At 66.4% G+C, this 23900-nt stretch carries 17 protein-coding genes; 12 read left to right on the top strand and 5 right to left on the bottom strand.

Annotated features, from left to right (window positions below):
• Window positions 1–147: 147 nt before the first annotated feature.
• Window positions 148–2766: an EAL domain-containing protein gene (locus ABWW33_RS09820; RefSeq protein WP_353401163.1), complete on the top strand. Its 2619-nt coding sequence runs from the start codon at window positions 148–150 to the stop codon at window positions 2764–2766.
• On the opposite strand, the gene thiL is transcribed toward ABWW33_RS09820, so the two are convergent.
• Window positions 2751–3725: a thiamine-phosphate kinase gene (gene thiL / locus ABWW33_RS09815; protein WP_353401161.1), complete on the bottom strand. Its 975-nt coding sequence runs from the start codon at window positions 3723–3725 to the stop codon at window positions 2751–2753. The two genes, ABWW33_RS09820 and thiL, sit on opposite strands and share 16 nt — an antisense overlap.
• Before the next feature lie 292 nt (window positions 3726–4017).
• Between thiL and ABWW33_RS09810 the strand changes: the two genes are divergently transcribed.
• The 8 genes from ABWW33_RS09810 to ABWW33_RS09775 all read left to right on the top strand — a co-directional run bounded on the left by ABWW33_RS09810 (window position 4018) and on the right by ABWW33_RS09775 (window position 14409).
• Window positions 4018–6336: an NADP-dependent malic enzyme gene (locus tag ABWW33_RS09810; RefSeq protein WP_353401159.1), complete on the top strand. Its 2319-nt coding sequence runs from the start codon at window positions 4018–4020 to the stop codon at window positions 6334–6336.
• Between the two features lie 177 nt (window positions 6337–6513).
• Entirely contained in the window at window positions 6514–7557 is a 1044-nt protein-coding gene (gene gmd / locus ABWW33_RS09805) for a GDP-mannose 4,6-dehydratase (RefSeq protein WP_176652326.1), read from the top strand.
• A gap of 10 nt (window positions 7558–7567) precedes the next feature.
• A complete protein-coding gene (locus tag ABWW33_RS09800) occupies window positions 7568–8476 on the top strand; it encodes a GDP-mannose 4,6-dehydratase (protein ID WP_353401157.1) in 909 nt (302 codons plus the stop codon).
• Entirely contained in the window at window positions 8473–9648 is a 1176-nt protein-coding gene (locus ABWW33_RS09795) for a glycosyltransferase family 4 protein (protein WP_353401155.1), read from the top strand. Before ABWW33_RS09800 ends, ABWW33_RS09795 begins: the two co-directional genes overlap by 4 nt.
• A gap of 7 nt (window positions 9649–9655) precedes the next feature.
• Window positions 9656–10795 carry a glycosyltransferase family 4 protein gene (locus ABWW33_RS09790; RefSeq protein WP_353401154.1) on the top strand — a complete coding sequence of 380 codons (1140 nt, stop codon included), beginning with the start codon at window positions 9656–9658 and terminating at the stop codon, window positions 10793–10795.
• Window positions 10796–11002: 207 nt separating this feature from the next.
• A complete protein-coding gene (locus ABWW33_RS09785) occupies window positions 11003–11713 on the top strand; it encodes a winged helix-turn-helix domain-containing protein (RefSeq protein ID WP_176652330.1) in 711 nt (236 codons plus the stop codon).
• Window positions 11706–13094 (top strand): sensor histidine kinase, encoded by a 1389-nt coding sequence (locus ABWW33_RS09780; protein WP_353401152.1) that lies wholly within the window; start codon window positions 11706–11708, stop codon window positions 13092–13094. Before ABWW33_RS09785 ends, ABWW33_RS09780 begins: the two co-directional genes overlap by 8 nt.
• Before the next feature lie 94 nt (window positions 13095–13188).
• A complete protein-coding gene (locus ABWW33_RS09775; RefSeq protein WP_176652331.1) occupies window positions 13189–14409 on the top strand; it encodes an aminotransferase class I/II-fold pyridoxal phosphate-dependent enzyme in 1221 nt (406 codons plus the stop codon).
• Between the two features lie 3 nt (window positions 14410–14412).
• On the opposite strand, the gene ABWW33_RS09770 is transcribed toward ABWW33_RS09775, so the two are convergent.
• The 3 genes from ABWW33_RS09770 to ABWW33_RS09760 form a co-directional block, all read right to left on the bottom strand.
• Complete coding sequence (locus tag ABWW33_RS09770; RefSeq protein WP_353401150.1) at window positions 14413–15432, bottom strand: HD domain-containing phosphohydrolase; 1020 nt, start codon at window positions 15430–15432, stop codon at window positions 14413–14415.
• Window positions 15429–18848, bottom strand: a complete 3420-nt coding sequence (locus ABWW33_RS09765; protein ID WP_353401148.1) for an MHYT domain-containing protein — start codon at window positions 18846–18848, stop codon at window positions 15429–15431. The genes ABWW33_RS09770 and ABWW33_RS09765 overlap by 4 nt, the downstream gene beginning before the upstream one ends.
• Window positions 18849–18951: 103 nt before the next feature.
• A complete protein-coding gene (locus tag ABWW33_RS09760) occupies window positions 18952–19935 on the bottom strand; it encodes an alpha/beta fold hydrolase (protein ID WP_176652334.1) in 984 nt (327 codons plus the stop codon).
• A gap of 185 nt (window positions 19936–20120) precedes the next feature.
• On the opposite strand from ABWW33_RS09760, the gene ABWW33_RS09755 reads away from it, so the two are divergent.
• The 3 genes from ABWW33_RS09755 to ABWW33_RS09745 are packed head-to-tail and all read left to right on the top strand — an operon-like array spanning window position 20121 to window position 23373.
• Window positions 20121–21392, top strand: a complete 1272-nt coding sequence (locus ABWW33_RS09755; protein ID WP_353401146.1) for an efflux RND transporter periplasmic adaptor subunit — start codon at window positions 20121–20123, stop codon at window positions 21390–21392.
• 11 nt (window positions 21393–21403) lie between these two features.
• Entirely contained in the window at window positions 21404–22144 is a 741-nt protein-coding gene (locus ABWW33_RS09750) for an ABC transporter ATP-binding protein (RefSeq protein ID WP_176652335.1), read from the top strand.
• A gap of 44 nt (window positions 22145–22188) precedes the next feature.
• Window positions 22189–23373, top strand: coding sequence for an ABC transporter permease (locus ABWW33_RS09745; protein ID WP_176652336.1), 1185 nt, complete (start codon window positions 22189–22191; stop codon window positions 23371–23373).
• Window position 23374: 1 nt separating this feature from the next.
• Here the strand turns inward: ABWW33_RS09745 and ABWW33_RS09740 are convergent, their stop codons facing one another.
• The gene (locus ABWW33_RS09740; protein WP_353401144.1) at window positions 23375–23848 is read right to left on the bottom strand and encodes a hypothetical protein; all 474 of its coding nucleotides are present in this window, start codon (window positions 23846–23848) and stop codon (window positions 23375–23377) included.
• Between the last annotated feature and the right edge of the window lie 52 nt (window positions 23849–23900).

Below are 23900 nucleotides of genomic sequence, written 5' to 3'. Positions count from 1 at the left end.
ACTGGAGGTTTATCAACGGTTTGCCGGAATCGCAACATCCCAGAAAACATTAGACCGGCGAATTGAAGTTGCGTACACTCAAATGATTGTGCGGTAGCCTCTGCCCAAACAACGCAGATGTGCGCCGACCACACGGAGGCGCATCCCATGATCAGCCAGACCGACATCTTTCACGCCCGCATCCTGATCGTCGACGATCAGCCCGTGAACGTGGAATTACTGGAATTCCTGCTGCACTCGACCGGCTACACGGCCGTCAGCTCGACCACCGATCCGCACGTCGTCGCCGACTGGCACGCCGAACACCGATACGACCTGATCATCCTCGACATGCAGATGCCCGGCATGAACGGCTTCGACGTGATGGAGGCGCTCAAGCCGCTGGAGGCGGGCTCCTGGCTGCCGGTGCTGGTGGTCACGGCCCAGCCCGATCACAAGCTCAAGGCGCTCGAGGCGGGTGCGCGCGATTTCATCAGCAAGCCCTTCGATCCGGTCGAGGTGCTCACCCGCATCCGCAACATGCTGGAGGTGCGGCTGCTGCACGGCGAGTCGCGCAACTACAGCGTCCGGCTGGAGCAGACCGTGCGCGAACGCACCGCCGAGCTGCAGCGCTTCCGCAGCGCGATGGACGCCACCGCCGACGCCATTTTCCTGCTCGACCCGGCCAGCGCCGAGGTGGTCGACGCCAACGACGGCGCCAGCCGCATGCTGGCCTATCCGCGCTCCGAACTGCTGGGCCAGAGCGTCAGCCGCCTCGGCCTGGGCACGCCGTCCGTGATCCGCGAGCGGGCCGCGCAGTTGGCCGCGCAACTGGTCAATGCCACGGCCGCCGGCGGCCCGCCGCGCGCGCCCGAGCTGATCGAGCTGGAGCTGATGCGGCGCGACCTGGTCGCGGTGCCGGTGGAACTCTACTGGCAGCTGCTGCAGCGGCCCGAGCAGCCGGCCGTGTTGCTGGGCGTGGCGCGCGACATCAGCGAGCGGCGCCAGGCCGAGGAACTGCTGCTGCACATGGCGCATTACGACAGCCTGACCGGCCTGCCCAACCGCACGCTGTTTTTCCAGACGCTGGCCGACGCCATCGCCCTGGCGCGCGACAAGAACTGGCGCGTCGTGGTGCTGTTCATCGCGCTGGACCGCTTCAAGAACGTCAACGATTCGCTGGGGCCGCTGCAGGGCGACGAGCTGCTGCGCCAGTTCAGCAACCGGCTGGTGCAGTGCGTGCGCCTGCGCGACACCGTCGGCCGCATGGGCGGCGACGAGTTCGCGCTGATCCTGACCATGACGCGCGACCAGCAGGACGCCGTCCACACCGCCAACGAAGTGCGCGAGGCGCTGCGCCTGCCGTTCGACCTGGACGGCCATCCGGCCGTGCTCAGCGCCAGCATCGGCATCGCCATGTATCCGGACGACGCCACCGATCCCGAGACGCTGATCAAATATGCCGACACCGCGATGGAGCGCGCCAAGCAGGCCGGCCGCGACGGCTACCGCTTCTTCACCGCCGGCATGAACGTGCAGGTGCTGGCGCGGCTGGACATGGAGCAGGCGCTGCGCCGGGCGCTCGACAACAACGAGCTGCTGCTGCATTACCAGCCCAAGGTCAACCTGAACACCGGCGCCATCGCCGGCGCCGAGGCGCTGCTGCGCTGGCAGCGGCCGGGCTTCGGCATGGTGTTCCCGGCCGACTTCGTGCCGGTGCTCGAGGATACCGGCCTGATCGTGCGGGTCGGCGCCTGGATCATCGACAGCGCCTGCCGCCAGATCAGCGCCTGGAACCGCGGCGGCATCGGGCCGGTGCGGGTGGCCGTCAACGTCGCCAGCCGGCAGTTCGTCGAGGGCGACCTGGAGCAGGTGGTGCGCGATGCGCTGGCGCGGCACCAGGTGGCGCCCGAGCTGCTGGAACTGGAGCTGACCGAGACCGCGCTGATGTCCAACGCCGAGCGCACCATCACCGTGCTGGGCAACCTGAAGGCGCTCGGCATCAAGGTGGCGATCGACGATTTCGGCACCGGCTATTCGTCGCTGGCCTATCTGCAGCGCTTCCCGATCGACAAGCTGAAGATCGATATCGCCTTCGTGCGCGACATCACCACCAACCCCAACGACGCGGCCATCGCGCAGGCCATCATCAGCATGGCGCACAGCCTGAAGCTGCGGGTGATCGCCGAAGGGGTGGAGACGCGCGCCCAGCTGGAGTATCTGCGGCGCAGCCGCTGCGACGAGATCCAGGGCTATTTCTTCAGCCGGCCGGTGCCGGCGGCCGAGATGGCCGCCATGATGGTCGCCGGCCGCAGCCTGCCGCCGCCGCCGGGCGATGCGGCCCAGCCGGCGCAGACCCTGCTGATCGTCGACGACGACGTCAACGTGCTGGCCTCGCTGCACCGGCTGTTCCGCCGCGACGGCTACCAGATCCTGACGGCGGCCACGCCGGGCGAGGGTTTCGAGTTGCTGGCGCTGCACGCGGTGCAGGTGATCGTCTGCGACCAGCGCATGCCGGGCATGAGCGGCACCGAGTTCCTCGGCAAGGTCAAGGAGATGTATCCGGAGACGATACGCATCGTGCTGTCCGGCTACACGGGGCTGGAGGCGGTGCTTGATTCGATCAACCGCGGCGCCATCTACCGCTTCTACACCAAGCCGTGGGATGACACCCAGCTGCGCGACAACATCCGCCTGGCCTTCCACCATTACTGGCTGATGCACGGCAGCGGCCGGCGCGCCGGCCAGCCGGACGAGGACGTGACCTCGCTTCAGGAAGCGAAGTGATCGAAGCCGTGTAGTGGCAGGTCGAGCGCGGCGCCGGCGGCGTCCACCAGGCGCAGGCCGGCCTGCGCGTCGATGCTGCCGACGCGGGTGACCGGCGTCGCCACGCTGGCCGCCGCCGCCAGGATGGCCGCGCGCGCCGAGGCCGGCGCGGTGAAGCACAGCTCGTAGTCGTCGCCGCCGGCGGCGGTGTAGGCGCGCCGCAGCGCCGTCTCGCGCGTGGCCAGCACGGCGCCGGCCGGCAGCGCGTCCACATCCAGCGTGGCGCCCACCTGCGACCGTGTCAGGATGTGGCCGAGATCGCCCACCAGGCCGTCCGAGATGTCGATGGCGGCGTGGGCCAGGCCCTGTTCGGCCAGCAGCATGCCCAGCTCGACGCGCGGCACCGGCGTGTGCATGCGCACCGAGGCCGCCTGCAGGCTGGCCGCGTCCAGCGGCTGCGCCAGTTCCAGCCGGTAGCCGGCCAGCGCCAGGCGGGCGTCGCCCAGCGTGCCGGAGATCCAGATATCGTCGCCGGCGCGGGCGGCGTCGCGGCGCAGGGCCCGGCCCGGCCGCAGTTCGCCGAACACGGTGATGCAGATGGTCAGCGGGCCTTTGGTGGTGTCGCCGCCTATCAGTTCGATGTTGAAGGCGTCGGCCAGCGCGAACAAGCCCCTGGCGTAGCCGGCCAGCCAGTCGGGCTCGGCCGACGGCAGCGCCAGCGCCAACGTGAAGCCGACGGGGCGCGCGCCCATCGCCGCCAGGTCCGACAGGTTGACCGCCAGCGACTTATGGCCGAGGCGCTGCGCATCCTCGCCGGCAAAGAAGTGGCGGCCTTCGACCAGCATGTCCGACGAGATCGCCGTCTGCATGCCGGGCGTGGGGGTGAGCAGCGCGCAGTCGTCACCGATGCCGAGCGTGGCGCGGGCCGGATGGTGGGGGCGCTGGAAGTATTCCTTGATGAGGTCGAATTCGGAGAGCATGCGGCATTGTACCGCCGCCGCGGCCGGCGCGCCGGGGCCGGACTTTGGCGCAATATTGTCAATTTCAATCAATTTAATAATTTTAATAGTAAAATGTAATTAGTTAGGAAAATTGATTATGTTGTGGCGATTGATAGGTTAAAACGACAAAAATTCGGTCATCGGCGCCCTGCAATCATAAATAATGCTGATACCGGTCATAGCTGTTGGTGAAAATACCTACTTAAATGAAAGAATTGGTCTGATAAAATCGCAAGCTATCCGACAGCACAAAACAGGAAGGCCGCACAGCATGGATTCGTCACTTGAGAAAAAAGAAGAACTTCGCCAACAATTGCGCCTCGCGGCGCTCGAATACCACGAGTGCCCGACGCCCGGCAAGATCAGCGTCACGCCGACCAAGCAACTGACCAACCAGCGCGACCTGGCGCTGGCCTACTCGCCGGGCGTGGCCGCGCCGTGCGAGGAAATCGTCATCGACCCGGCCAACGCCTATAAATATACGGCGCGCGGCAACCTGGTGGCGGTCATCACCAACGGCACCGCCGTGCTGGGCCTGGGCAATATCGGCCCGCTGGCGGCCAAGCCGGTGATGGAAGGCAAGGGTGTGCTGTTCAAGAAATTCGCCGGCATCGACGTGTTCGACATCGAGATCAACGAGATGGACCCGGACAAGCTGGTCGACATCATCGCCTCGCTGGAGCCGACCTTCGGCGGCGTCAACCTGGAAGACATCAAGGCGCCCGAGTGCTTCTACATCGAGCGCCAGCTGCGCGAGCGGATGAAGATCCCGGTCTTCCACGACGACCAGCACGGCACCGCCATCATCGTCGGCGCGGCCATCATGAACGGCATCCAGTACGTCGGCAAGGACATCGCCAACTGCAAGCTGGTGGTGTCGGGCGCCGGCGCGGCCGCGCTGGCCTGCCTGGACCTGATCGTCGACCTCGGCTTCCCGCTGGAAAACATCTACGTGACCGACCTGGCCGGCGTGGTCTACAAGGGCCGCACCGAGCTGATGGATCCGGACAAGGAACGCTTCGCCCGCGACACCCCGGCCCGCACGCTGTCCGAAGTGATACACGACGCCGACATCTTCCTCGGCCTGTCGGCCGGCGGCGTGCTCAAGCAGGACATGGTCAAGGCCATGGCGCCCAACCCGCTGATCCTGGCGCTGGCCAACCCGAATCCGGAAATCCTGCCGGAAGACGTCAAGGCCGTGCGCGGCGACGCCATCATCTGCACCGGCCGCTCGGACTATCCGAACCAGGTCAACAACGTGCTGTGCTTCCCCTACATCTTCCGTGGCGCGCTCGACTGCGGCGCCACCACCATCACGCGCGAAATGGAAATCGCCGTGGTGCACGCGATCGCCGAGCTGGCCCACGCCGAGCAGTCCGACATCGTCGCCACCACCTACGGCTTCAGCAACCTGTCGTTCGGCCCGGAATACCTGATCCCGATGCCGTTCGATCCGCGCCTGCTGATCAAGATCGCCCCGGCCGTGGCCAAGGCGGCCGAGGATTCCGGCGTCGCCACCCGTCCGATCAAGGACCTGCAGGCGTACGCGGACAGCCTGCAGCAGTTCGTCTACCGCAGCGGCACCTTCATGAAGCCGCTGTTCCAGGTGGCGAAGAAGACCGCCGCCGAGCTCAAGCGCATCGTCTACGCCGAGGGCGAGGAGGAGCGCGTGCTGCGCGCGGTGCAGGTCATCGTCGACGAGAAGCTGGCCCGTCCTATCCTGGTCGGCCGTCCGGCCGTGCTGGAGACGCGCATCGCCAAGTTCGGCCTGCGCCTGAAGCAGGGCGTGGACTTCGACGTCATCAACCCGGACCACGACGAGCGCTACCGCGAATACTGGCAGGCCTACTACGAGCTGACCAGCCGCAAGGGCGTCACCCAGGAGTACGCCAAGCTGGAAATGCGCCGCCGCCACTCGCTGATCGGCGCCATGATGATCAAGAAGGGCGACGCCGACGGCATGATCTGCGGCACCTTCGGCACCACCCAGCTGCACCTGCACTACATCGACCAGGTGCTGGGCCGCCGCGAGGGCGCCTGCGTCTACGCCGCGATGAACGTGCTGATCATGCCCGAGCGCCAGCTGGTGATGGTCGACACCCACGTCAACGAAAACCCGGACGCCAACGAACTGGCGGCCATCACCGTGATGGCGGCCGAGGAAATGCGCCGCTTCGGCCTGTCGCCGCGCGCGGCGCTGCTGTCGCACTCGAACTTCGGCTCGTCCAACAGCGAGTCGGCGCAGAAGATGCGCGCCGCGCTGGAGCTGGTCAAGCTGCGCGACCCGACCTTGGAAGTGGATGGCGAAATGCACGGCGACACGGCGCTGGACTCGAAGCTGCGCAATTCCATCATGCCGGGCTCGACCCTGACGGGCGACGCCAACCTGCTGGTGATGCCGAACATCGACGCCGCCAACATCGCCTACAACCTGGTCAAGACGGCGGCCGGCAACGGCATCGCGGTCGGCCCCATCCTGCTCGGCTGCGCCAAGCCGGTGCACATCCTGACGCCGTCGGCGACGGTGCGCCGCATCGTCAACATGACCGCGCTGTGCGTGGTCGACGCGGTGGCCCAGCGCAAGGCTTAAGCGTTTCCCGCCAGTGCGGCCGAGGAGGGCCGGACCGACACCGGTCCGGCCCTTTTTTGTTGATCTGTAACAAGATGTAAGGGATGTAATTGAGACATTTGGTGAGAAGTGCGCCACATGCGCTCTGTTACAATACGCGGCTTGTCGAGTCTTTAACGAATTTGGATTGTATTCACCATGCAGAAAATAAAAAAAGCCCTGGTGACGGGGATCACCGGCCAGGACGGCGCATATCTGGCGGAACTGCTGCTGGAAAAGGGTTACGAAGTCACCGGTACCTATCGCCGTACCAGCTCGGTCAATTTCTGGCGTATCGAGGAACTGGGCATCCAGTCGCACCCGAACCTGAACCTGGTGGAATACGATTTGACCGATCTCGGCTCGAGCATCCGCCTGCTGCAGAACGCGCAGCCGGACGAAGTGTACAACCTGGCGGCGCAAAGCTTTGTCGGCGTCTCGTTCGAGCAGCCGGTGACCACGGCGGAAATCACTGGCGTCGGCCCGGTCAACCTGCTGGAAGCAATCCGCATCGTCAATCCGAAGATCCGCTTCTACCAGGCGTCGACCTCGGAAATGTTCGGCAAGGTGCAGGCCGTGCCGCAGAAGGAAGATACCCCGTTCTACCCGCGCAGCCCGTATGGCGTGGCCAAGCTGTATGCCCACTGGATGACCGTGAACTACCGCGAATCGTATGGCATCTTCGGCTGCTCCGGCATCCTGTTCAACCACGAGTCGCCGCTGCGCGGCCGTGAATTCGTCACCCGCAAGATCACCGACTCGGTGGCCAAGATCCACCTGGGCCAGCTCGACGTGCTCGAACTGGGCAATATGGACGCCAAGCGCGACTGGGGCTACGCCAAGGAATACGTCGAAGGCATGTGGCGCATCCTGCAGGCCGACCATCCGGACACCTACGTGCTGGCTACCAACCGCACCGAGACCGTGCGCGACTTCGTGACCATGGCGTTCAAGGCCGTCGATGTCGCCATCGAGTGGAGCGGCGCGGCCGACCATGAAATCGGCACCTGCAAGAAGACCGGCAAGGTGCTGGTGCGCGTCAATCCCAAATTCTACCGTCCGGCCGAAGTGGAGCTGCTGATCGGCGATCCGGCCAAGGCCCTGGCGGACCTGGGCTGGAAGCCGAAGACCACGCTGGAGCAGCTGTGCCAGATGATGGTCGAGGCCGACCTGCGCCGCAACAAAGCCGGCTTCTCCTTCTAAGGCGGCGACGATGGCCGCCGAAGGTGCAGGCAAGCGCGCGCTGATCACCGGCCTGGCGGGCTTCACCGGCCGCTACGTCGAACAGGAACTGCAGGCCGCCGGCTACGAGGTGTACGGCACCATCACCCCCGGTCATGTCCCCGGCGAGCGTCAGTTCGCCATCGATCTCAACGACCGCGCCGCCATGGCGGCCATGGTGCAGGAGGTGCGGCCGGACGTGGTGGCCCACCTGGCCGCCATCGCCTTCGTCGGCCATGGCGATGTCGAACAAATCTACCGCGTCAACGTGGCCGGCACCCGCAACCTGCTGGAGGCGCTGGCCGCGCTGGAGCAGAAACCGTCGGCCGTGCTGCTGGCGTCGAGCGCCAACATCTACGGCAACACCGACGTCGGCGTGATCCACGAGGACGTGCCGGCCGCGCCGGCCAACGACTACGCGGTCAGCAAGCTGGCCATGGAATACATGGCCAGGCTGTGGCAGGATAAGCTGCCGTTGATCGTGGTCCGTCCATTCAACTACACCGGCGTCGGCCAGCACGAGAATTTCCTGCTGCCGAAAATCGTTGGCCACTTCCGCCGCAAGGCCGCCGACATCGAGCTGGGCAACCTGCACGTGTGGCGCGACTTTTCCGACGTGCGCATGGTCGCTGCCAGCTACCGCAAGCTGCTGGCAGCCCGCCCCGCGACCTCGGGACTAGCCTTCAATATCTGCTCCGGCCACGCGTATTCGCTGGGCGAGGCGCTGGACATGATGGCCGACATCGCCGGCTACAAGATCAACGTCCACGTCAATCCGGCCTTCGTGCGCGCCAATGAAGTGGTGCGCCTGGTCGGCGACAACAGCCGCCTGGTGGCCGCCACCGGCCCGTTGGCGCGCGTACCGCTGGCCGACACGCTGCGCTGGATGTATTCGGCGTGAGCGCCGCCGTATCCGGCGAGGCCTTGCGCATCGGCCTTTCCACCACCACGGCCGAACCGGCGCTGACCGGCGGCCGCCTGGACGGCATCGGCGTCTACAGCCGCGCCCTGCTCGAACACCTGCCTCATGCCGGCGTCGAAGTGCTGCCGTTTTCCTTTGCCCCGCCGGGCGATGCGCGGCGGCTGACGGTCGGCCGCGCGCTGCCGCTGTCGTTCCCGCTGGCGACGCTGGGCGATTTGCTGCTGCCGTCCTCGGTGCATCTGAACGTGAGTCGCGCGATGGGCAGGAACGCGCCGCCGCTGGACCTGTTCCACGCCACCGACTACCGCATCGTGCGCATGGATTGCCCGGTGGTGGCGACCTTGCACGATGCGCTGCCGATTTCGCATCCCGAGTGGTGCAGCCCGAAAATGCGCGGCGTGAAGAACTGGCTGCAGGCCAAGGCCGCGCGCAAGGCACAGCATGTGATCACCGGCTCGCATTACTCGATCCACGAGCTGGTCGAATGCTTCGGCGTCGACGAACGCAGGATCAGCGTGGTGCACCACGGCGTGCGCGCCGAGTGGTTCGACGCGCCGCCCGTCGAAGCGCGCGACGCCACGCTGGCGCAGTACGGCCTGAACGCCGGCTACTTCCTGTTTATCGGCACGCTGCAGCCGCGCAAGAACGTCGAGCGCCTGCTGCAAGCCTATCTGGCGCTGCCGCCGGTGCTGCGCTCCGCGCGCCAGCTGGTCATCGTCGGTGCGCCGGGCTGGCGCAGCGAAGAACTGGTCAAGCGCATCAAGGCCGCGCAGCAGCAGGGCGAAAACGTCATCTGGCTCGACAAGCTGACCGACGACGCCCAGTTGCAACACCTGTACGCGGGCGCGGGCGCCTTCGTGTTCCCGTCGCTGCACGAGGGCTTCGGCCTGCCACTGGTGGAGGCTTTCGCCAGCGGAGTGGCGGTGGCCACCTCCAACGCCACCTCGCTGCCGGAAGTGGCGCAGGGCGCGGCGCTGGAATTCGATCCGCTGTCGGTGCCGGAAATGACCGCCGCCATGACCACGCTGGTGCGCGACGACGCCGTCCGCAACCGTTGTATCGCCGCCGGCCGCCGCCGCGCGCTGGAACTGACATGGGATGAAGCGGCGCGCCGTACCGTCGCCGTGTATCGTCAAGTCTTATCCCACTAAATCCCTTATGCGCGTCCTCCATTTCTACAAGACCTACTATCCCGATACATGGGGCGGCATCGAGCAGGTGATACGCCAGCTGTGCGTGGGCACCGGCCGCCTCGGCGTGACCAACGAAGTGCTGACGCTGACGCGCGACAGCGGTCCGGCGCAGATCGAGTTCGAAGGCCACACCGTGCACCGCGCGCCGCTGGATTTCGAAATCGCCTCGACCGGTTTTTCGTTCGCGGCCATCCGCAAGCTGGCGCGCCTGGCGCGCGAGGCGGACGTGATCCACTATCACTTCCCGTGGCCGTTCATGGACCTGGCGCACTTCATGGCGCGCATCGACAAGCCGAGCGTGGTCACCTACCACTCGGACATCGTGCGGCAGAAGAACCTGCTGCGCGTATATGGCCCGCTCAAGCGGCAGTTCCTGCGCAGCGTCGGCACCATCGTCGCCACCTCGCCCAACTACCTGGCCTCGTCGCCGGTGCTCAAGCGCTTCGAACACAAGACCCGCACCATCACCTATGGCCTGGACAAGACCATTTATCCCAAGCCTTCCGAGGCGGTCAAGGACAAATGGCGCGCCCTCTGCGGCGAGCGCTTCTTCCTGTTCGTCGGCGTGCTGCGCTACTACAAGGGCCTGCACATCCTGCTCGACGCGATGGCCAACCTCGACTATCCGGTGGTGATCGTCGGCGCCGGCCCGATCGAGCAGGAGCTGAAGGAGCATGCGCAGCGCCTGGGCCTGGCGCACGTGATGTTCGTCGGCGCGGTGGAGGAGGAAGACAAGGTCGCGCTGCTGGAGCTGTGCTACGCGTTGGCTTTCCCGTCGCACCTGCGCTCGGAGGCGTTCGGCATCTCGCTGCTGGAAGGCGCGATGTACGGCAAGCCGATGATCTCCAGCGAGATCGGCACCGGCACCACCTACATCAACATCGACAACGAGACCGGGCTGGTGGTGCCGCCGGACGATCCGCAAGCCTTCGGCGAGGCGATGCGCACCCTGTGGGAGCAGCCCGAACGCGCCGCCGAAATGGGGCGCCGCGCCGAAGCGCGCTACTGGGAGCTGTTCACGGCGCGGAAAATGGCCGAGAGCTATGCCGCGCTGTACCATGAGCTGGCCGATGGCCGGGAAGCGGGCCGCAAGCGCGCTGTTTGATCTGGCGCAAGGGTTGAACAGGCACGCGCGGCTACCATGGCAGTCGAACTCCGCGCTCTGGCCACGGTCCCCAGAGATGACGCTACCATGATGGCGCCAACCGCTGTGCGACGCAACGACGTCGTCCGGGCGGGAGTTCACCACCGTGCTCCGCGGGTTATACGCAGGTTACAATACCTGCCACCATCCTGAATTACGGAGTACCGCGTGCGCTGCCTGGTCATCGAAGACGAAGCCGAAACCTCCAATTACATCTGCAAGGGACTGCGCGAGGCGGGCTATCTGGTTACGTCCCGCGACAACGGGCCCGAAGGACTGGACCTGGCCGTCGGCGACGACTGGGACGTCATCATCCTCGACCGCATGCTGCCCGGCCGCGTGGACGGCCTGACCATCGTCGACAAGCTGCGCGCGCTGGGCAAGGCCACGCCCGTCATCATCGTCAGCGCCATGACCACCATCGACGCCCGCGTCTCCGGCCTGCGCGGCGGCGCCGACGACTACCTGTCCAAGCCTTTCGCCTTCTCCGAGCTGCTGGCGCGGGTGGAGGCGCTGCTGCGCCGCAGCGCCCCCGGCGCCGACAGCTCGCAGCTGCAGGTGGCGGACCTGAAGCTGGACTTGCGCACCTTGCGCGTCACCCGCGGCAGCAAGGTCATCACGCTGCAGCCGCGCGAATACCGGCTGCTCGAATACCTGATGCGCAATGTAAACCAGGTGGTGACCCGCACCATGCTGCTGGAATCGGTGTGGGACTATCACTTCGACCCGCAGACCAATGTCATCGACGTGCAGATCAGCCGCCTGCGGGCCAAGGTCGACAAGGATTTCCCCGTCATGCTGATCCATACGCTGCGCGGTGTCGGCTACCGCATGGGGGCGGCGCCGCCGGAAGACGGCACGGAGCGCGGGCTTGCTTAAGCTGCCATCGTTGCCTGCATCATCGATCGCGGCCAAGCTGGTGCTGGGCTACGGACTGCTGGGCACGGCCTCCATCGTGCTGGTGTCGGCGGTGTTCTACACCGGCACCGTCGGCGTGCTCGATCGCGACATCGACGGCAAGATCGTCGCCCAATCGGACCGCCTGATCGAACATGCGGGCAGGCGCCATCGCGGCGTGCTGCTGGCCGAAGTGCGGCGCCAGCTGGACGACGGCATCGACAGCGACCGTGAAATCTTCCAGCTGCTGGACGCCGCCGGCGCGCCGGTGGCCGGCAACCTGGGCACGTGGCCTGCGGTCGACGCCGTCGCCGCCGCCGATGCGGACACTCCGCCGCTGGTCAGCGCCGTGGTCACGCGCAACGGTCGTCCCACCACGGCGCGCCTGTACCTGCGGCCGCTGGACGGCGGCGGCGTGCTGATCGTCGGCCGCGACCTGAGCGAACAGGAGGAAGTGCGCGACGTGATCTGGCGCGCGCTGCTGGCCGGCGCCGGCGTGTCGCTGCTGCTGACGGTGGCCGGCGCCCTGCTGTTCCGGCGCACCATCGAGAGCCGCCTGGGGGCGATCCGCCGCACGGCGGCGCAGATCGAGACGGGCGACCTCAGTCCGCGCGTGCCGGTCAGCGGCAACGACGAATTCGCGCTGCTCAACCGCGACATCAACCGCATGCTGGACCGGATCGAACTGCTGATGGAAGGCGTGCGCCACGTGTCGAACGCCATCGCCCACGACCTGCGCACGCCGCTGAGCCGCGTGCGCAGCAAGCTCGATGACGCCTTGCGCCACCAGGCCACGGTGCCGGGCCTGAGCGGCGCCGCGCACGCCGCCATCGACGATATCGACGACCTGATACGCCTGTTCGAGCGCCTGCTGCAGATCGCCGAGGCTGAATCGGGCATGCGCGCGCGCCTGTTCGAGCGGCTCGACCTTGGCCACATCGCCGCCGACATCGGCGAGATGTACGAAGCCAGCGCCGAGGACAGCGGCGTGACGCTGACGGTGGATGCGCCCGAGCACCTGTATGTCGACGGCGACCGCAACCTGCTGGCCAGCGCCGTCGCCAGCCTGCTGGACAACGCCATCAAGTATGCGGGGCAGGGTGCCGCGATCCGCGTGCGCGCCGGCCTGTATCACGGCCAGGCCTCGATCGCCGTGCACGACAACGGCCCCGGCATCCCGGAGACGGAGCGCGGCAAGGTCACGCAGCGCTTCTACCGCCTCGACGACAGCCGGCATATGCCCGGCAACGGCCTGGGACTGGCCATCGTCAGCGCCACCGCCATGTCGCACGGCGGCTCGCTGGTGCTGGAGGACGGCGCGCCGGGACTGGTGGCGCGCATCCTGCTGCCGGTCGCGCTGTAGTTTTCCTGTAGCTCTCCTATCGGTAATGCGGCTGCAATCTTGCGGCAAGCCGGGGGCAGCTAACATGGGGCGATCTTCACAGGATCATCCCATCATGCACGATTTAAGCGATATCGCCGACTGGCTGCAGCATCATCCCATCTATCACAACTCGTCGGTGCACAGCACCTTGCCCGACCCCGTCTTCGTCACGCGCGGCGAGAGCGTGGTGTCCTTCAGCACCAACAACTACCTGGCGCTGGCCAATCATCCGCGCCTGGTGGATGCGGCCAAGCAGGGCCTGGACCGCTACGGCGTGGGCAATTGCGAATCGCGCCTGCTGGGCGGTGACCTGGAGGTGTACCGCACGCTGGAAGCGCGGCTCGGCGCCTTGAAGCACAAGAGCGACGCGGTGCTGTTCGTGACCGGCTACATGGCCAACATCGGCGTGCTGTCGTCGATCGTCAAGGCAGCCACGCTGGCGCGCCTGCACGGCTTCCGCGCGAAGCGGCGCCACAAGTACGCCTACTATTCGGACGAGTTCAATCACATCAGCATCCGCGAGGGGATACAGATGTCCGGCGCGCTGCGCTACAACTACCGCCACTGCGACATGAACCACCTGGAGTCGCTGCTGCAGGCCGGCGCAGGCGAGGGCACCACGCCCATCATCGTCAGCGACGGCGTGTTCAGCATGGAAGGCACCATCGCGCCGCTGCCGGAGCTGGTGGCGCTGGCCGAGCGCTACGGCGCGCTGCTGTACATCGACGACGCCCACGCCACCGGCATCCTGGGCGCCAACGGCGGCGGCACGTCGGAGCACTTCAATTGCTACAGCCCGTGCATCATGCAGATGGGGACCTTGAGCAAGGCGCTCGGTTCGATCGGCGGTTTCGTCGCCGTCGAGCGCGACGTGGCGGACGTGATCCGGCTGACCAGCTCCGCCTACGGCTTCACCTGCCCGCCGCCGCCGGACCAGGCGGCCGCGCTGCTGGCGGCGCTGGATCTGCTGGAGGAAGAACCGCAGCGCCGCCAGCGCCTGTGGGACAACCAGCGCTACTTCATCGAACGGATGGCGCCGCTGGGCTACACCATCATGTCCACCGCCACGCCTATCGTGCCGGTGCTGATCGGCGATGCGGAAACCTGCCAGCGCTATGCGATCGCGCTGCGCAAGGAAGGCATCCATGTCGATGCGATCCAGTTCCCGGCGGCGCCGGTCGGCCAGGCGCGCCTGCGCTTCATGATGAACGCCGGCCATACCAGGGCGCAGATCGACCACCTGGTCAGCGTGATGGCCCAGCTGGCGGGGCGCCAACCGCGACTGGTGGCCTGAAGTTCAGGCCGGGGCCGGAGCGACGGTCTGTTCCGCCCAGCGCTGCTTGACTTCGAGCAGCGCCGGCATCTGCGCCAGGAACAGGTCGACCAGCTGTGCGTCGAAGTGCTTGCCGCGCTGCTGTTCCAGATACTCGACAGCCTTTTCCAGCGGCCACTCCGGCTTGTAGGGGCGGGCCGAGGTCAGCGCGTCGAACACGTCGGCGATGGCGACGATGCGCCCCACCAGCGGTATCTGTTCGCCCGCCAGGCCGTTCGGATAGCCGCTGCCGTCCCACTTTTCATGGTGCGTCATGGCGACCGCGTGCGCCATAGCCAGCATGCCCTGCGCGTGCCGGCCGATGATGTCGCCGCCGATGGTGGCGTGCGATTGCATCACCTTCCATTCGTCCGGATCGAGCGCGCCGGGCTTGCGCAGGATGCTGTCCGGGATGCCGATCTTGCCGACATCGTGCATCGGCGCCGCGTGCAGCAGGTCGTCGGCCTCGGCCTCGCTCATGCCGGCCGCGCGGCCGAGAATGCGCGAGTAGTGGCTCATGCGGATCACGTGCAGGCCCGTTTCGTTGTCCTTGTACTCGGCGGCCAGGCCCAGGCGCTGGACGATTTCGAGCCGCGTCTGTTTCAGTTCGTCGGTGTGCACCAGCGACAGGTGGGTGCGCACGCGCGCACGCACGATGGGCGGGCTGACCGGCTTGGTGATGTAGTCGACCGCGCCGGCCTCGAAGCCGACCACTTCGTCGTCGGGGTCGCTGAGGGCGGTGACGAAGATGACGGGGATGGCGGCGGTGGCCGGATCGGCCTTCATTTTGACGCAAGCTTCGTAGCCGGTCATCCCCGGCATCATCACGTCGAGCAGAATCAGTTGCGGCTTTTCCTGACGCGCCAGCTCCAGCGCGCGTGGGCCGTCCTTGGCGAACAGCAGGCGGTATTGGTCTTGCAGGATGTGGCGCAGCAGTTGCAGGTTGCTGGCTTCGTCGTCGACCGCGAGGATCAGTGGCTGGTTGGGTTGGTGGATGGTGATCATGGGTTCTCCGTGGCCAGGCTGGCCAGCAACTCCTGCAGCGCGCCTTGCGCCAGCGGAAAGTCGAAATCGTTCAGGGCGTTTTGCAGCTCGGCCAGCTGCTGCGTTTGCGTGGCGGGCGCTCCGGCCAGGCTGGATGCGAGTTCCGTCAGCTTGGAGTCATCGAGCGCGCCGCGTTGCAGCGACGGCAGCAGGGCCGACGCTTTCTGGCGCGTGGCTGCAGGGTCGTAAGTCTTGACGTCGCCAACCGCCGCGCCGCCGGCGCCTGCGCTCACACCGGCCCCAGCGCCAGCATCTGCGGCGGCCGTGCCGCCCGCCGCCACGGCGGCGTGGATGGCGCTGAGCGCGGCGTCCAGCTGTGCCGTCAGCGTGCGCTGGGCCCGCGTCAGTTCGGTGTTCAGGGTGCCGCCGTCGTGCGGCGAGCCGCATAGTTTTTCAATCTGTCCCAGGGTGGCGGTCAGCTGCTCCAGGCCCAGGTTGGCGGCCACGCCGCGTATCTTGTGGCACCACGCCTGCGCGTCGTCCAGGCGCACATCGCTGGTGGATGCGAGCAGCTTGCCCAGCGTGGTGGCGGCGCTGGTGTAGTCGGCGGCAAAGCGTTTCAGCGCCTGCTGGTACACCGGCAGCTGACCGGACCACCGCTGCAGGCCTGCCTTCTGGTTCAATACCCGCTGGCGCACCGGCGCATCGGGCGCGGGCGCGGCCGGCTCCAGCGCCGGCAGCTTCATCACCCGCGCGATCTCGTGCGACAGCGCGTGCCAGTCCACCGGCTTGGACGCGAAACCCTGCATGCCCGCCGCGCTGCTCGCTTCGCGGTGCGCCGCCAGCACGCTGGCCGTCATCGCCACGACTGGCAGTGCCGGCGCCTGCGTTGCGCGTTCGCGCTCGCGGATCGCGCGGGTCGCGGCCAGGCCGTCCATCTGCGGCATCTGCACGTCCATCAGCACCACGTCGTAGCGCCGTTCGGCCGTCAGGCGCACCGCCTGGGCGCCGTCGCAGGCGGTATCGAGCGTGTGGCCACGTTTGGCCAGCAGCAGCGACAGCAGCTCCAGGTTCTGCGGCACGTCGTCGGCCGCCAGGATGTGCAGCGGCGGCAGCGGATAGTCGACGCGTTCGCCGCCTTGCGCCACATCGTTGCGGGCCGGCTCCAGCGGCAGCGTGACGTGGAAGGTGGTGCCCTCGCCGGGCGCGCTCTCGGCCCAGATCTTGCCGCCCATGAGCGCCACCAGCTGGCGGCTGATGGTGGTGCCCAGGCCGGTGCCGCCGAAGCGCCGCGTCATCGAGACGTCGGCCTGGGTGAACGGATCGAAGATCGCATCGAGCCGCTCCGGCGCGATGCCGATGCCGGTGTCCTGCACGGCGATGTGCAGCTGCCCCTGCCGCACGCCGGCGTGCAGGCCGACCTTGCCGGCCGCGGTGAACTTGATGGCGTTGTCCAGCAGGTTGCCCAGGATCTGGCGCATGCGCAGCTCGTCGCCGTGCAGCCAGGCCGGCAGCGCAGGATCGTAGACGATGTCGATCGTCAGACCCTTGCCGCGGGCGTTGCTGCCGAAGGTGGAGGCCAGTTCGTCGATCAGCCCGAGCAGGCTGTAGTCGTCCGGCTCCAGTTCCATCGCGCCCTTGTCCAGCTTGGCGGTGTCGAGGATCTCGTTGAGCAGGCGTAGCAGCGAACGGCCTTCCTTGCGCACGGTGTCGAGGTGGCGGCGCTGGCTGTCATCGAGTTCGGTGTCGAGCAGCACGTCGGTGAAGCCGAGGATAGCGTTCATCGGCGTGCGGATTTCATGGCTCATGTTGGCGACAAAGCTGGCGCGGGCCGCCGCCGCCTGTTCGGCCGTCTCCTTGGCCTTGCGCAGTTGCTGCTCCATCTCGCGCCGCTCGCTGATGTCGAGGATCACGCCGTCGATCCAGCGTATCGTCGGATCGCTCTCGTCCTGGGTGACGGCGCCGTGCTCCCACATCGCGCGCACGCTGCCGTCGGCGTGCCGCAGGCGGTACTCGACCTGGTAGGGCGACAGCGCGGCCACGCTGCGGGCGATCTCCTCGGCCACGCGCGCGCGGTCTTCCTCGCAGATCAGCGAGCCGAGGGTGCGGGTGCGATGCTCACCGACGAAATCGCTGGCGGGATAGCCGGCCACGCGCTCGATGCCGTCGCTGACGAACACGGGCGGCGCGTCGAAGCGCATGCTGCTGCGGAAGGAAATGCCGGGGATGTTGCTGATCAGCGAGCGGAATTGCAGCTCGCTGTCGCGCAGCGCCTGCATGATGGCGCGCCGCTCGCTGATGTCGGTGATGAAGAGGACGAACAGGTCGCGCTGGGCCAGCCGGGCATGGCCCAGCGCGCGGCGGATAGGCAGCGTGCTGCCGTCCTTGCGCAGGGCGATCACTTCGCTGCCTTTGCCCGGCGCGCCGGCCTCGCCGGTGCGCAGGTAGTTGAGCAGGCCGTCGTGTTCGGAGCGCTGGACGTCGGCCATCAGTATGCGGATATTGCGGCCTACGATTTCGCCGCGCGTCCAGCCGAAGATGCGCTCGGCCGACGCGTTGAACTCATGGATCACGCCGTCGCGGTCGACCGTCACCACGCCGTCGACGGTGGTGGTGAGCAGGGCGCGCATCCAGCTTTCGCTCTCGCTTTTTTGGCGGAACAGTTCACGGTAGCGCAGCAAGCCGTTGGCCGACATGATGAAGATGGTGATGGCGACCGTGATCAGGGTGATCGCCAGCGCCAGGAAGGTGCTGCCATGCTGGGGTGCGGCGCTGCCGGGCGGCAGCTGGCCGACGAAGCGTGCCGCCGCCATGCCGGTGTAGTGCATGCCGGCGATGGCGCAGCCCATGACGCTGGCGCTGATCAGACCCAGCGTCCTGCCGCTCACACGGGCGCGCAGCGTGCGCAGGCCGAAGCGTATCCACAGGGCCAGCGTGGCCAGCACCACGGCCACCACGATGGACAGGCCGAACATCAGCGGATCGTAGCGCAGGTCCAGCGCCGTGCGCATGGCGGCCATGCCGGTGTAGTGCATGGCGCCGATGCCCGCGCCCACCAGGATGCCGCCGACGATCAGCGACGCGGCGTTGATGCGCTGGCGGCTGATGATGGAAAGTGCGATGTAGGACGCGCCAAGGCTGGGCAGTACCGACAGCATGGTCACGCCCTGGTCGTAGTCGACGGCGGTGCACAGGTCGAAGGCCAGCATGCCGATGAAGTGCATCGACCACACGCCGCAGCCGAGCGCCAGGCTGCCGGTGCACAGCATGATGGTGCGCAGTCCGCGCGTGCCGGCCGATTGCGCCTGCGCGGCGACTTGTAATCCCATCCATGATGAGAAGATGGCAACCATTATCGACAGCAGCACCAGCGATGGCGTGTAGGTTCCGTAGTGGATCAGCGCCGAGTTGTCGGGAGGAGAGAACAGTTGCATCATGGTAGAAGAAACCATAGCACAAAAAAAACCCGCCGGCCCGAACGCATTCAAGATCGCGTTCAGTGCCGGCGGGTTTTTGGGAGAGTGTGGTTATGGCGCCAAATCAGGACTTGGCGAAGGCCAGGAAGTCGGCGTTGAACTTGTCCTTGTGGGTGTCGGTCAGGCCGTGCGGCGCGCCCGGGTAGGTGATCAACTTGGCATGCTTGACGATGGCGGCCGAGGCGCGGCCTGCGGCGTCGATCGGCACGATCTGGTCGTCCTCGCCGTGGATGATCAGCGTCGGCTTGTCGAATTTTTTCAGGTCGTCGCGGAAGTCGGTTTCCGAGAACGCCTTGATCGAGTCGTAGGTGTTCTTGTGGCCGGCCTGCATGCCCTGCGCGTACCACGCCTGGATGATGCCCTGCGACGGCTTGGCGCCCGGGCGGTTGTAGTTGTAGAACGGGCCGGACGCCAGGTCCAGGTACAGCTGCCCGCGGTTGGCGACCGAGGCGGCGCGGATGCCGTCGAACACTTCGATCGGCAGGCCGCCCGGGTTGGTCGCGGTTTTCAGCATCAGCGGCGGCACGGCCGAGATCAGGCCCAGCTTGGCGATGCGCTTGGTGCCGTGGCGGCCCACGTAGCGCGCCACCTCGCCGCCGCCGGTGGAGAAGCCGGCCAGGATGATGTTCTTCAGGTCCAGCGCCTCGATCAGCTGCGCCAGGTCGTCGGCGTAGTGGTCCATGTCGTTGCCGTCCCAGGGCTGGCTGGAGCGGCCATGGCCGCGGCGGTCATGGGTGACGACGCGGAAGCCGTTGTTGGCCAGATGGAAGGCCGCCGATTCCCAGCTATCGGCGTTCAGCGGCCAGCCGTGGCTCAGCACCACCGGCTGGCCGGTCTTCGGACCCCAGTCCTTGTAATAGATCTCGACGCCGTCGCGGGTGGTGATGGTGCTGGCGGTCTTGGCCACTTTGCCGGTGGCGGCCTGGCTGTCGGTGCTGACAGCCGCCAGCGGCAGCGCGGTGGCGACTGCGGCGGCTGCGGCAACCGCGCTGCCGACCATGGCGGAGCGGCGCGATGGATTGACCTGCTCTTTATCGTTATTGTTCATGATGTCCTGCCTTTTGAAGTGGAAGAGGTGAACCATCGTAGGATCGAATCGCGGCCGCGGGTACGCCCATTGGTAGTGGTTGCCTCTCCCCTGAGGGAGGGATGGCCTTGCGCCGGCCTGATTGCATATTTTGCAAAACTCAATAATACTTGCCGTGCTGATCCGCATATCGCCGGATTTCACCTATGGGACTTACAGAAACGATGGCTTTCCTGACCAAGAAGAAAATCGTGCTGGCCGTCGGCCTGCTCATCATCTGCGGCGCCAGCGCCGCCTGGTATTCCAAAAGCAAGACTCCGGTGGTCGAGCCGCCGCGCTTCCGCGTCGCCGCCGCCGATACCGGCAACATCACGCAGACGGTGACGGCCACCGGCACCATCAACCCGGTCGCGCTGATCAACATCGGCTCGCAGGTGTCGGGCACGGTGAGCGAATTGAAGGCGGATTTCAACGATCACGTGAAAAAGGGCCAGGTGCTGCTCAAGCTCGACCCGACCATCTTCAACGCGCAGATCCGCCAGGGCGAGGCGCAACTGGCGTCGGCGCGGGCCAACCTGCGGCTGGCGCAGGCCACGCACCAGCGCAACCAGACGCTGGTGACGCAGAGCTTCATCTCGCCGCTGGCGCTGGACCAGTCCAAGCGCGAAGTCGACGTGGCGCAGGCCAACATCCAGCTGGCGCAGGCGCAGCTGGCGCGCGCGCAGGCGGACCTCGACAACAGCGTGATCCGCTCGCCGATCGACGGCGTCATCATCAAGCGCACGGTGGACCTGGGGCAGACGGTGGCGGCCTCGTTCACCACGCCGACCCTGTTCCAGATCGCGCGCGACCTGACCAAGATGCAGATCGACACCAGCGTGTCGGAGGCGGATGTCGGTTCGCTGAAGGAAGGGCAGGAGGCGCGCTTTGTCGTCGACGCCTATCCTGACAAGGAATTTTCCGCGCGCATGCGCCAGTTCCGCCTCGCCGCCAACGTGGTGCAGAACGTGGTCACCTACAACGTGGTGCTGGACGTGGACAACAAGGAAGAGCTGCTCAAGCCGGGCATGACGGCGCAGGTGCGGCTGCTGGTCGGCAACCGCCAGCAGGTGCTGCGCATCCCGACGGCCGCGCTGCGCTTCCGCCTCAGCGACGAGGAAGTGGAGAAGCAGGCCAAGCTGGCCAAGGCCGCCGCAGGATCCGCAGGAGGATCGGCTTCGGCTTCGGCCAGCGCCTCCGCATCGGCCGCCGCCGTCGCCGAAGCGCAGCCGCCGGAGGACGACGCCGCCTTCCGCAGCAAGAGCGAGCTGGCGCGCTCGTTCAAGATCTACACGCTGGACGCCAAGAACCAGCCGGTGTCCCGGGACATCCGTATCGGCCTGTCGAATTTCCGCTACACCGAGGTGCTGGGCGGCGAATTGAAAAAGGGCGACAAGGTCATCACCCGCGCGATCAACGACAAGCAGGGTGACATGTGACGGCGCCGGAAATGCTGATCGATATCCGCAAGGTCACCAAGAGCTACTTCTCCGGCAACGTGGAAACGCAGGTGCTGTTCGGCATCGACCTGGCCGTGCCGCGCGGCGACTTCCTCGCCGTGATGGGGCAGTCCGGCTCGGGCAAGTCGACGCTGATGAACATCTTCGGCTGCCTGGACCAGGCTACCGGCGGCAGCTACCATCTGAACGGTGTCGACACGCTGACCCTGTCGCGCGCCGAACTGGCCACCATCCGCAACCGCACCATCGGCTTCGTGTTCCAGAGCTTTAACCTGATCAAGCGCATGAGCGTGGCGGAGAACGTGGCGCTGCCGCTGATCTATGCCGGCGTGTCGCGCTCGAAGGCGCACGCCAAGGCGCTGGTGGAGCTGGAACGCGTGGGCCTGAAGGAGTATGCGAAGCGCACGCCGAACCAGCTGTCCGGCGGCCAGCAGCAGCGCGTGGCGATCGCCCGCGCGCTGGTCGGCGATCCGCCGCTGATCCTGGCCGACGAACCGACCGGCAACCTCGATACGCAGACCAGCGAGGAGATCATGCGCTCGTTCCAGCAGCTGAACGAGGAACGCGGCATCACCATCCTGCTGGTGACGCACGAACCGGATATCGCGGCCTACGCCAAGCGGCTGATGCGGCTCAAGGACGGCCATGTGCTGTACGACGGTCCCGCCGCCGAAGGCTTGAAACTGCTGGGGGCGGAGTCGGTGACCCGCCACGAACCGATAACTATATAAATCATATGAATCCTTTACAGATAGTGGTGGAGGCGTTTCGCTCGATGATGGCGAACCGCCTGCGTACGCTGCTGACCATGCTGGGCATCATCATCGGCATCACGTCGGTGGTGCTGCTGCTGGCGGTGGGCGACAGCATGAAGCGTTTCATCGCCAAGGAGCTGGAGCAGCTGGGCACCAACATGCTGTTCGTCTCGCCGGGCGGCGACCGCGCGCAGCAGCAGCGCATGCGCAGCGGCGCTGCGCCTGCGTTGACGATGGCCGATGCGGCGGCATTGAACGCGCTGCCGTCGCTGGCCGGCGCGGCTCCGGTGCTGCAGGGCGGCTTCAACCTCGCGGTGGGCAACGAGAACGCGTCGAAGACGGTGCATGGCGTGACGCCGGCCATGTTCAAGATACGCGGCTGGAAAGTCGACAAGGGCAGCGCCTTCAGCGAGGCCGATGTGCGCGCGGCCTCGCGCATGGTGGTCATCGGCAAAAAGATCGCCGACCAGTTCTTCTACAAGGTCGACCCGCTGGGCAAGTACATCCGCATCGAGAACGTGTCGTTCCAGGTGGTGGGCGTGCTGTACGGGGAGGGCAAGCAGGTGGACGGCGGCGACCTGTCCGACTACGTGCTGGTGCCGATCACGGCGTCGGCGGCCAACCTGGTGCGGCTGCCGTTCCCCGGCAACGTGCACTACGTGGTCGCGCAGGGCAAGTCCGGCGGCAATCTGCAGGATGCGATCCAGGACATCAACGAAACGCTGCGCGACCGCCACCACATCAAGTACGAGCAGCCGGACGACTTCCGCATCGACAACCTGGCCTCGTTCGCCGAGACGGCGCAGAAGATCAGCGCCGGCCTGGCGGCCCTGCTGGGATTGATCGGCGCCATCTCGCTGATCGTCGGCGGCATCGGCATCATGAACATCATGCTGGTGTCGGTGACGGAGCGCACGCGCGAGATCGGCATCCGCATGGCGATCGGCGCCAAGCCGCGCGACGTGCTGCTGCAGTTCCTGACGGAGGCGGTGGTGATCTGCCTGGTGGGCGGCATCTTCGGCATACTGCTGGCCACCGGCGCGGCGGCGGCGATCACGTCGACCGGCAAGTTCGACGTCTTCATCACGCTGCAGGCGGTGGTGGTGGCTTGCGGATTTTCCAGCCTGGTGGGGGTGTTCTTCGGCTTCTATCCGGCGCGCCGGGCGTCGAAGCTGCTGCCGGTGGACTGCCTGCGCTACGAGTGAGTTAGTAGTCGAACTTGGTGCTGCGGGCGGAACTCTTGAAGAAGGAAGGGGAGGTTTCCCTTTCCTTCAGTTCCTGTTCACGGCGTTCTTTCGCTTCCAGCTTCTTTTGCGCGATGCGCTCGTTCTGTTCGTCGATGCGCTGCTGCATGGCGCGGCCCTGCTTGCTGTTCTGCAGCAGGCTCATCTTTTGCAGCATGGCCGCCGCCCAGATCAGGAAGATCACCAGCAGGGCCAGCAGGTAGCCGCCCTGCCAGATGCCGTAGTTCTGGCTGATGAAGGGGAAGATCGGACTGGCGTCTTCCAGCCAGCCCTGGCCCAGCACGCCGAGGACGGCCGCCAGCGCGCCCAGCATGGACGTCTTCATGATCAGCCAGCGGCTGGCCTTGACGCGCTGCTCCCAAAATTGCCGGGGGTCTTCGTGTTGTTCGATGGGCGTGGTCATGACGACAATATTGTCCGGTGGATGATGCGGCATATATTATGTCATATTTTCCACCGGGAAATAAATTCCGGCCTTGAACCTGCTC

This window comes from Duganella hordei (genome assembly GCF_040369125.1).
GTDB classification, from domain to species: domain Bacteria; phylum Pseudomonadota; class Gammaproteobacteria; order Burkholderiales; family Burkholderiaceae_D; genus Rugamonas; species Rugamonas hordei.
The sequence above is the reverse complement of the archived record's forward strand: the minus strand, read 5'-3'. Positions and strand labels throughout refer to the sequence as shown.

Excerpts from the sequence above, each read along its gene's own strand:
- ABWW33_RS09820 (WP_353401163.1), top strand. The coding sequence starts at position 148 with ATGATCAGCCAGACCGACATCTTTCACGCCCGCATCCTGATCGTCGAC.
- thiL (WP_353401161.1), bottom strand. The coding sequence starts at position 3,725 with ATGCTCTCCGAATTCGACCTCATCAAGGAATACTTCCAGCGCCCCCAC.
- ABWW33_RS09810 (WP_353401159.1), top strand. The coding sequence starts at position 4,018 with ATGGATTCGTCACTTGAGAAAAAAGAAGAACTTCGCCAACAATTGCGC.
- gmd (WP_176652326.1), top strand. The coding sequence starts at position 6,514 with ATGCAGAAAATAAAAAAAGCCCTGGTGACGGGGATCACCGGCCAGGAC.
- ABWW33_RS09800 (WP_353401157.1), top strand. The coding sequence starts at position 7,568 with ATGGCCGCCGAAGGTGCAGGCAAGCGCGCGCTGATCACCGGCCTGGCG.
- ABWW33_RS09790 (WP_353401154.1), top strand. The coding sequence starts at position 9,656 with ATGCGCGTCCTCCATTTCTACAAGACCTACTATCCCGATACATGGGGC.
- ABWW33_RS09775 (WP_176652331.1), top strand. The coding sequence starts at position 13,189 with ATGCACGATTTAAGCGATATCGCCGACTGGCTGCAGCATCATCCCATC.
- ABWW33_RS09770 (WP_353401150.1), bottom strand. The coding sequence starts at position 15,432 with ATGATCACCATCCACCAACCCAACCAGCCACTGATCCTCGCGGTCGAC.
- ABWW33_RS09765 (WP_353401148.1), bottom strand. The coding sequence starts at position 18,848 with ATGATGCAACTGTTCTCTCCTCCCGACAACTCGGCGCTGATCCACTAC.
- ABWW33_RS09760 (WP_176652334.1), bottom strand. The coding sequence starts at position 19,935 with ATGAACAATAACGATAAAGAGCAGGTCAATCCATCGCGCCGCTCCGCC.
- ABWW33_RS09755 (WP_353401146.1), top strand. The coding sequence starts at position 20,121 with ATGGGACTTACAGAAACGATGGCTTTCCTGACCAAGAAGAAAATCGTG.
- ABWW33_RS09750 (WP_176652335.1), top strand. The coding sequence starts at position 21,404 with ATGCTGATCGATATCCGCAAGGTCACCAAGAGCTACTTCTCCGGCAAC.
- ABWW33_RS09745 (WP_176652336.1), top strand. The coding sequence starts at position 22,189 with ATGATGGCGAACCGCCTGCGTACGCTGCTGACCATGCTGGGCATCATC.
- ABWW33_RS09740 (WP_353401144.1), bottom strand. The coding sequence starts at position 23,848 with ATGCCGCATCATCCACCGGACAATATTGTCGTCATGACCACGCCCATC.